General features: G+C 49.0%; 10 protein-coding genes and 1 pseudogene. All 11 read right to left on the minus strand.

Features of this window, described 5'->3' with window-relative positions; all coding sequences use genetic code 11:
- Positions 1-93: 93 nt before the first annotated feature.
- Positions 94-618 (minus strand): integrating conjugative element protein, encoded by a 525-nt coding sequence (locus SLS51_RS20535; protein WP_323840436.1) that lies wholly within the window; start codon positions 616-618, stop codon positions 94-96.
- A gap of 5 nt (positions 619-623) precedes the next feature.
- Complete coding sequence (locus SLS51_RS20540; RefSeq protein ID WP_500690692.1) at positions 624-1,184, minus strand: transglycosylase SLT domain-containing protein; 561 nt, start codon at positions 1,182-1,184, stop codon at positions 624-626.
- A 41-nt stretch (positions 1,185-1,225) separates the two neighbouring features.
- Positions 1,226-1,963, minus strand: coding sequence for a TIGR03759 family integrating conjugative element protein (locus SLS51_RS20545; protein WP_323840450.1), 738 nt, complete (start codon positions 1,961-1,963; stop codon positions 1,226-1,228).
- 2 nt (positions 1,964-1,965) lie between these two features.
- Positions 1,966-2,760 carry a hypothetical protein gene (locus SLS51_RS20550; RefSeq protein WP_323840438.1) on the minus strand — a complete coding sequence of 265 codons (795 nt, stop codon included), beginning with the start codon at positions 2,758-2,760 and terminating at the stop codon, positions 1,966-1,968.
- Between the two features lie 228 nt (positions 2,761-2,988).
- Entirely contained in the window at positions 2,989-3,432 is a 444-nt protein-coding gene (locus SLS51_RS20555) for a hypothetical protein (protein WP_323840439.1), read from the minus strand.
- A gap of 21 nt (positions 3,433-3,453) precedes the next feature.
- Positions 3,454-4,686, minus strand: a complete 1,233-nt coding sequence (gene pilV, locus SLS51_RS20560; protein WP_323840440.1) for a shufflon system plasmid conjugative transfer pilus tip adhesin PilV — start codon at positions 4,684-4,686, stop codon at positions 3,454-3,456.
- A gap of 2 nt (positions 4,687-4,688) precedes the next feature.
- Positions 4,689-5,354 (minus strand): prepilin peptidase, encoded by a 666-nt coding sequence (locus SLS51_RS20565; protein WP_323840441.1) that lies wholly within the window; start codon positions 5,352-5,354, stop codon positions 4,689-4,691.
- On the minus strand, positions 5,355-5,957 hold the full coding sequence (locus SLS51_RS20570; protein ID WP_323840442.1) for a type 4 pilus major pilin: 603 nt from the start codon (positions 5,955-5,957) through the stop codon (positions 5,355-5,357).
- A 68-nt stretch (positions 5,958-6,025) separates the two neighbouring features.
- A complete protein-coding gene (locus tag SLS51_RS20575) occupies positions 6,026-7,111 on the minus strand; it encodes a type II secretion system F family protein (protein WP_323840443.1) in 1,086 nt (361 codons plus the stop codon).
- A complete protein-coding gene (locus tag SLS51_RS20580; protein ID WP_323840444.1) occupies positions 7,104-8,141 on the minus strand; it encodes a GspE/PulE family protein in 1,038 nt (345 codons plus the stop codon). Before SLS51_RS20580 ends, SLS51_RS20575 begins: the two co-directional genes overlap by 8 nt.
- Positions 8,105-8,357: pseudogene (locus tag SLS51_RS20585) on the minus strand (hypothetical protein); the annotation flags it as partial. The gene SLS51_RS20580 and the pseudogene SLS51_RS20585, both read right to left, overlap by 37 nt.

Here is an 8,357-nt window from a genome sequence, read left to right on the forward strand (position 1 = left end):
ATAACACCACAATTGCCAGCAACAATCCCAACAAAAGCACCGGGAAACTGTGTGGCAACATCAGTTCGGATAATATAGGATGACGGGGCCACATCAACGCACCTGCTGGGTTAAGCCAGTATCGGTAATCAACACTGGATAATGCTGTAAGCGCAAACGACGAGCCAAATCACTGCCGGAAGCGGGGGCTAATACCAAGCCCTCTGCAAGCTGACGCAGTTCATCCAGTTGTGCTTTATCCCGCACACTGACCAGCAACCCCACCGCCTGCCTTTTTCGAAGACCAACCCAATTTTTCTTCAACCACTGTTTTGACAGGGCATCATCCCCAATCATGAACAACGCCCCCATTCCCGGCAATTGCAACGGACGAGCGTCAACAGGTCCGGGAGACAATTCCGGCGTTTCCACCGGTAACATGCCCCCTTCGGTTAAATCTGGCGGGGCCGCCTCCGTATTTGAAGAAGTCGTCGGTTCATTGTCCTGAGCGTTAATGGCATCAAAATACGCTGCTGTAGATTGTCCACCTAAATCAGCCACAATAGTCAGTGCAGCCTGAGAGCAGGGCGTCAATATCATCATCATTAAAAATAAACGGCAGCGATAACGGATTAACATCTTCTTTATTTTTCCTTCGGTTCAATCCAGGTCTGTGTCGTATTAGCCACAGCAATATTGGTGGACAAAACAAGATATCGGGTTTCTAGCGTACTCAGTTTACGTGCGACGATTTTCCGATACTTACTCGCAGGCTGACCACCAGCGGGATGGTGATAACAGCCTGCCGCATTCAACCAACTACCCGGATTGGATTGATAACAGGTTTTCAGAATACGGGCTGCCACATGAAGATTAGTATAGGGGTCCAAGGCATCCCAATAAGAACGAAAATAATGGCCGTTCCAGCCTAAATTCACTTGAGTAATCCCCACATCAATACGTTTGAGGGGTACGCTACGCATAAATCCCTGCAACGCCTGCCAGACCGCTTGTCGGGTTGCATAACGATAACTTTTTCCAGCCACATTGAGCGTCCACGGCCAGGGGCGTTCATGTTTCTCCTGTGGCAAACGTTTTGCCGATTCAGCCAGTGCCAACGCATAAAGCATTTCAGCGGGTACGCCATGCACCCGCGCAATCTGCTGGTACCCAGGCGGAACGACCTGTTTTACCGCCGCGGCCATACCTTCTGTCACCCAAAAGAGACTTCCCGCCACAGCGAGACTCAAAATGCCACCACACGCCATCCGTCATTCTCATGTTGTAGTACGACCGGCATTTTCCCCTGACCAAATTGTCGCCAGCGTCCGTTGTCATGATTAAGCGTGATTTCTCGGCTACGGACTTTTTCTGATGGAATATGATGTTTACCTGCCCAGGTACGTAAAACATCATCGTTGCCTTCGCTATCTACCAGGTAAATATCCACCTCACGGTCAGCGGACAAGGCAGCAGCCAGCCGGGCATCACAAACCGCGCAATCCTCTTTCACAAATAACGCCAGTCTCCCTTGATTACCCTGTGCGATTCCGTCCCCCTTCCCTAAATTAACCGGCAAAATATTCGGCGCCAGACGCTTCCAGGCCGCATCCACCGCCCGCTGGAACGCCAACTCTTTTTCAGTACGGACATATTCCTGTTTGACCCACAATTCTGCATAACGTTGACGCGCTTGTACTGTTTCGGCCTCAATACCCAATGCACTCAACGGATCGAGTCCAGGAGACTGAATACCCCGTTGTCCCTGCATCAATTGCTGATAACGCTGAAACTCTGCTTCCGTCAGCCCCCACATTTGCGCCTGAATACGGTGGTTTTCAGCCTGCGTAACCTGTTGCTGAGTCGCTTTCATTCCCGTCTCTGTCTGTTCAGAGATAGCAACCTGTGCCGCCGAAGCTGACAGAGACATAACAACGCCAATCAGCACCACCCCCTTCCTCTGGCTGAAAAAATCTTTTCTCATCATTACCCTCCATTGACTGACAGGGTTTGACGGTGCCCTTGTACCTGGAACAAAGCCTGATGATCGGAGATACTGACCAACGTCCATTCAAATGCACTTTCACCCGGAGTCAATAAGCGCATTTGAGATATTTGGGAATGAGGATCTGTGTCTCGTGGAATAATAACGGCATAAACTTGTTCTCCCCGACGTTCAATACCAGAAAGCATGAAAGGAGCCACTATCCGTTTCTTCGCTCGAAGAACTTCCCGATCAGGTGTGCCCGCTTTTTTACCAGAGTACTTTTCCTGCTGAGATTTCCACATGATTAATGCGTCAACGCGCATTTCTTGCTGTTTCACGGTATTTTTCAATACACTTACTGCTTCGGTAAGATCCTGATGCGCACGGCTTAAATCAGTCACTGACCGTACCAGTGATTTCTGTTGGTCGTTGACGGATCCCTGTTGCGCTATCAATGCCTGATGAAACCGGTCATTTTGCATTTGCCAGTCCTGACGGGAGACAAAGCCGGTATCCGCTTTATCAAACCGCTCGTGCAGCTTTTGCACCTCATCAGGCAAATGCCGGAATGATCCATTTCGCATCAATGACTGAAATTCCACTAACTGATGATGTTGCTGCCGTACTACGAATGCCAGAAATGCGATGCTGACAATAACAAGCAATATTGACAGATACCCCAGACATTTTTTTAACGACAACAACCTGGATTGGGTCTTTTGAGAAACCGCCTGCCGCAAGCTGTCAATTTCAGCTTCAGGCGTCGGTGACAGAGGAGGGATTTCAGTTGTCATACAACACAACATCCTTGTTTGTTTTATTTAGCACTGTGCCTGGCATACTTTTCAGTATCTTCGAGTTGCCTGACAAAACAACAGACACAGAAATGCGACTTATTCAGGTCGTGATTAGAGTCTAATCATATGATTACTCGATACAAGGAGGCATACTGTGCAAAACCAAAGAGGATGACGATAAAAAATTCAACATGAAAAAATGAAAATTACCCCCAATATAAGATGTTATTTTTCCTGCTTCATCACCACCATAACACCACAGGCAGCCGTCGGAGTATAACGCCACTCATACAGTAAGTTTTGTAATGTAATTCCTGTTCGCTCCCAGAGAGGAATAACCACATTAACCATCCGGTAACGCCATGTTGGATAACGTGCCAGAACCGAACAGGCCAGCTGTATCTGAGCAGGCCGCATCAAATGAGAACGAAACAGAATATCCCTGTCTGCTCGCAAAAGTGCCCCCTCAAGTTCGCGAACAAATGCCGCATGCAAGCACCGGGTTCGGCTTCGCGTCAGACGCCCTATCCTGTCAGTCGGAGAAAGATGAATGACGTAATACCGTTTTTTCCTGTGTCGGAAACCCGAACAGATAAATCCCCGCCAGGGCGTTAATCCACTCACCAGTGCAAAGCAAGGACAACACAAAACCCCTAAAATAAAAATCAAATATACGCACATGTTACGTTTTTATTTACAGCAGGTAATGACATAGGCTGATTCACTGCGTTGGTGACCCACAAATTTAAGTCCCGCCGCATAATATCCAGGCTTACATCGGTGTTCAGCGAAATCACGTCCGCCCCAGTTTCCATCCTGATAACATTGATTCTGCTGCAAGGTGGCTTCTGCTTTTGTCCACAGACCGGACTGGCAGGACAGTATAGCGCCTTTGCTGTCGCGGCTAATCAATCCGTTGGGTAAACAGGCCGTACCCGCCACAGCTACTTTATCAAGTTGTAAAAACTCCCCTGTCGACAAACGCCCATCAGCCCGGAGGGTACCGCCTTTGATTTGCCCCTCCGTATAAATGCTTTTATTATTGACGCTGCGAAGCCAGTTGCTGTCTGACATCATCCAACCACCACCATAGGTTTCATTTAACCAGCCTTTATTCCTTGTCGTCACAATCCAGCCATCGTGGCTACGAATATCCCCCTGAAACTGGCCGACATTCGCCCGGATATCGCCACTAAAATGTCCAGCCTGTGCATTCACAGTCGCCGTATTGTTCAGGTTGTTGCCTCCCATGTTAATGTCAGTATGCATTTTGTTCAGCTCCGGACGACCGGGAACAGCAAAACGGTACAATCGGTCACTCTCCTCACGAGCAGTAGATAACTCATCTGCGCTCAATAACACGGCCAGGTGACCTTCACCACTGTTTATCCCAAAATCCTTTAAAGGCACTGTCCATGTGCTCATTGCGCCGGTAGCCGTCTTGCCATCCCGAATATATCCCCCCAATCCGGTAGAGATATCCATCGATATCAGGCGCAGGGCTTTATAAGGTAATGGACTCCCTTCTTGTGTCACCATCATGGCCTGCAATAATGCCGGATCCTGGGTATTGCGCACTACAGCGGTCTGATAGCGCTGTCCTGAACTGTTAGTGTCTTTGAATCCAGATGGTAACAGCCCCGTTTTTCTCAACATATCCGGGGTGATAATCACAGGTTGAGCTGTCGTTGCTGAATTCCGCAATCTATCGTAATAACGGCCAATATAAGCTTTCGACGCCGCACTGAAACGACTGCTTTGCACCGCCATGACCTGCCAGGATTTCTCCGTCAGATAATCGTTATAAATACGGGTTCCCAACGCCGCCAATATCAGCAATATCATGAGTCCAGCAGCAGTGCCCAGCATCATATATCCTTTATCCGGCCCTCTTCCATCACAACAACCCGTTCTTTCTGTCACTATTAGATTACCCATATTGGCTGATATAATCGTTCCAACAACATGACCACACTCCCCAAACTAAGCCAAGGCCCCAGTGGCCCGCCTTTCGTACCTTGATGAGGTAATTGTGCCAAATGCCACAACACGAAACCGGATAAACCAATCAAGCAACCTATTAGTGCCGGTAACCCTGTCAGCCAGGCACACAGTGCTCCCATCAGCCAGACATCCCCCATCCCCAGCACTTCACATTGAGCGTGCCGGTTCATCAGCTCGCGTAACACTCCCATCCCAGCAAGCATAAGCACCGTAGCCAAAAGAGTTATTGATACTGACGGCAACGAAATATTGACCAAGACACCGGACACCAGACAAGCCAATGTAAACTGACGAGGAAGCCAGCCACTCAAAACATCCATAACCGATAATTGCAGCAAAAAACTCAGCAGCAACAGTGCGGCTATCCGCTCCATCAGCGGCGCTGGTGATAACAACATCAATGTGCCCGACACCACGTACAAACAGATAGCTATTCGTGGTGCCGGATGCACTGAACACATCAACAGACCGTATTCCTGCAAAAATTTACTCACCGGACTAAGCAGCACGCATCCGATGACAAATAACGTCATCATAACCAGAGGGGTATATTCTGTAGGAAAGCTAACCGCAATCAGTGTCTTCATTTAACCATTAATCGTAAAGATCAGTTTATTGGTACCGGTACGACCGTTGTTCCTTGTGCATGCTGTACTGGCACTTTCCAGTGTCACCTTGCCATCAGCGTGATGAGTATTATTAATAGTAATCTCTGACGCACTTCCTCCCCGGCTCATCCCAGTCGCTAATGAAACACAGGCAGATTGCGGGACTCTCTCGTAAGTTACCGTGAACCCATTATTAAATCCCCCCGTGCTGCTCGGTCCGACCTTAACCTGACCACCCCATGTATTCCACAGCGTGGCATTACCGACAGTTGTATCGCCGCGAACCGTCATACTCTTCGGCACGCCACCCAACTGAATCAGGACACCGGTCATCTTGTCTGCGTGACTAAATTCATACCCGCCGCTGCCTTTCATTAACCCCTGAGTACTGGAGATGATAGTTTGCAGATTCGTTGCTTCCACAACCGCATCCTTACGGTCATACAACATATAAATTCCCCCCAAAACCACAGTAATCACGGCAATCACAACCAGAGCCACCGCACCATTTTCCAAAATAGCCCAACCCCGTTCAGGGGAACGGACCATTCGGTCTTGTTTCTGTATCATCATGTACTGCATTGATTTATTCCTTATATAAAGGGTTCTTTATGGAGAAAATCGTTAAAAGGAAGTTTAATTTAAGGGGATTACGGCATGATATTAGCCATGCTCTGTATTTCCATGACGGCCAACAGGATCAACATAAATGCCCCGACAACCAGCAACAGTGAACACAACATGACCAAATTAGCTCGCCTGTTCACCCGAACGATGGTTTGATCCAGCCACCGCTCACCATAGCGTCCAATCATCTCAGAAGTACCATCACCTTCCGTCAGTAATGACAGAAAATTCACCGCTTCCTTTGACGGAAAGTCATAGCCACAGTGATGCAATGCCCGGCCAAAGTGATCCCCTTCGCGGACACAATCAGCAATAGACTCCAGACGAATCTGTAACCAGGGAGATGCAAAGCGTTGCAGGATAATTAACGCATCCAGCGTCTGAACCTGGGCACGCAAAAGGGAAGCCATGTTCAGTAAAAAAATGGCGCCCTGAATATCGCTATAGACCGACCAGGGGATAAGATGATCCGCTATGCGGCGCAGACGGTTGACCCACCGCGGTAGCGAATACGCCACGCCCACAATAAAAGAGAGCAGTAAGACACCACACCACAGAAAAGCATGCTCAAAGAACGTCGCCATTCCGTTCAGCCATGCCAGCACCCCCTGCCAGTTTTCCGGATCGGCAATATTTCTTAGCATTGGTACCAATTCTGTTGCAGTGATCACCAATAATCCCGCCATCAGTAGCACCAACAGCAAGGGATAAATCATCATTCTGAGCGACACTATCAGAATACGCTGACGGCAACCTATCAGTGTCATGGCCTGACTCAACGCTTCAGGCAAATGACCGCTGCGCATACCCGCACTAATTAACGCCGCCTCTTCTACCGGTCCCCAAACAGCCAGCACATGTTCCAAAGTATTCGTTTGACTGTTATCAGTGAGCGCCGAGATGCAATCGTCAATGAGTTCAGCAAACGGATGCCAATGGGTATCGAAATGCGTATACACATCACGTATCTGCCGCAACGCCTTCAATAACGGTATCTTGTTTTCAAGTAAAAAACGCAACGCCTCATAAAAAATGATGCGATAACTGGGTAAGAAAGTGTGGCGAACTAACACATAGCGCAGACGGCTAACCCATGACATTTCACGCATCACACAGCTCCATCAGCAAATAATCATCTTCATCCAGCGGACAAACTAAGTCGGCTTCCAATGGATCAATCAGCCCGGCATTCAGCTTATGCAGTAGATGCTGGCGACGAGTAATCCCGCCTAAGTTCGCTACCCAGTGTTGTCTCGCGGCCTCTTTGCCTTCAGTCATCAACAAAGTAAAAAATCGCGCATCGGGCCTAATGACTTCTGCCACCACGCTACGACCGGTCACTCCCCGGCTAACAATCCGTCCGCTCAGGGTAATCGTCTGGCAACAATATTCACATCCTTCAGGGTGGCGAAAATATAAATTCTCTACGCAACAGGTACCAGGAACATGGCAATAACGCATCAGATAAGCCCGTTGTTCCTCATCCAGTACCGCCTGTTTCTGTGCCCAAGGCACTCGACAGTACGGACATAATGTCTGTACCAAACGCTGACTAATCAACGCAATCAAAAGCTGTGCATCGGCAATCAGCCCCGCATTCACCCCCATGGTTATCATGCGCTCAGGAATACCGACTGCGCTATGGGTATGCAGCGTCGTCATGACACTATGTCCCGTTTGCGCAGCATAAATTGCCGTTAGCATGGAGGTCAGGTCACGCATTTCGCCTGGCATAACGGCATCAGGATCAAGACTCAGCGCAGAGGTGAGCGCCCGGTGCCAGGCAAGCCTGACCGCCTCTTCATCACTTTTGTCACACACGATGGGCGTTTGAATCGCACCGGCAATCCTCCCCTCCGGAGGGTCTTCAACGGTCAACAACCGCTTTTTACCGCCAGTCCGGTCAAGATACTGGCGACAAAAAGTGCGTAATGTCGTGGACTTCCCAGAACTGGTTGGCCCCGATAACACAATCAGGCCCTCCGGCAGTCGCAAGATACGGGAAACCCGTTTAATTTGCTGTGGCAAAAACCCTAATTGTGTCAGTGTAGGCACTTTGTCACCATCATCAGCAATCACACGCATCACAACATACAAACCATCTACGGTTGGCGTATGGCTGTACCGGGCACCATACAATACAAATGTACCCGACGCAGAAAATCCGCTTTAATCCTCCCGTCCTGCTGACGGCCGGGAAAAAATTGCGTTTCAGTGACATCACACATCGACAGGATGATCGTAGATGCCAGTGCCATTCCCTCCCCTTCCGACAGTTCATTGACGACTTCCAGCTCACCGTGAATACGCATTTCAATTCGGGTCAGCCCTGGACTGATGGTCAGATGGATATCT

Origin of the sequence: Photorhabdus africana (assembly GCF_035181445.1) — a bacterium.
GTDB classification, from domain to species: Bacteria; Pseudomonadota; Gammaproteobacteria; order Enterobacterales; family Enterobacteriaceae; genus Photorhabdus; species Photorhabdus laumondii.

What these genes read in the sequence shown, in the direction of transcription:
- SLS51_RS20540 (WP_500690692.1), bottom strand. Translation starts at nt 1,184, where the DNA reads ATGGCCGCGGCGGTAAAACAGGTCGTTCCGCCTGGGTACCAGCAGATT.
- SLS51_RS20550 (WP_323840438.1), bottom strand. Translation starts at nt 2,760, where the DNA reads ATGACAACTGAAATCCCTCCTCTGTCACCGACGCCTGAAGCTGAAATT.
- SLS51_RS20545 (WP_323840450.1), bottom strand. Translation starts at nt 1,963, where the DNA reads ATGAGAAAAGATTTTTTCAGCCAGAGGAAGGGGGTGGTGCTGATTGGC.
- SLS51_RS20565 (WP_323840441.1), bottom strand. Translation starts at nt 5,354, where the DNA reads ATGAAGACACTGATTGCGGTTAGCTTTCCTACAGAATATACCCCTCTG.
- SLS51_RS20535 (WP_323840436.1), bottom strand. Translation starts at nt 618, where the DNA reads ATGTTAATCCGTTATCGCTGCCGTTTATTTTTAATGATGATGATATTG.
- SLS51_RS20570 (WP_323840442.1), bottom strand. Translation starts at nt 5,957, where the DNA reads ATGCAGTACATGATGATACAGAAACAAGACCGAATGGTCCGTTCCCCT.
- SLS51_RS20575 (WP_323840443.1), bottom strand. Translation starts at nt 7,111, where the DNA reads ATGCGTGAAATGTCATGGGTTAGCCGTCTGCGCTATGTGTTAGTTCGC.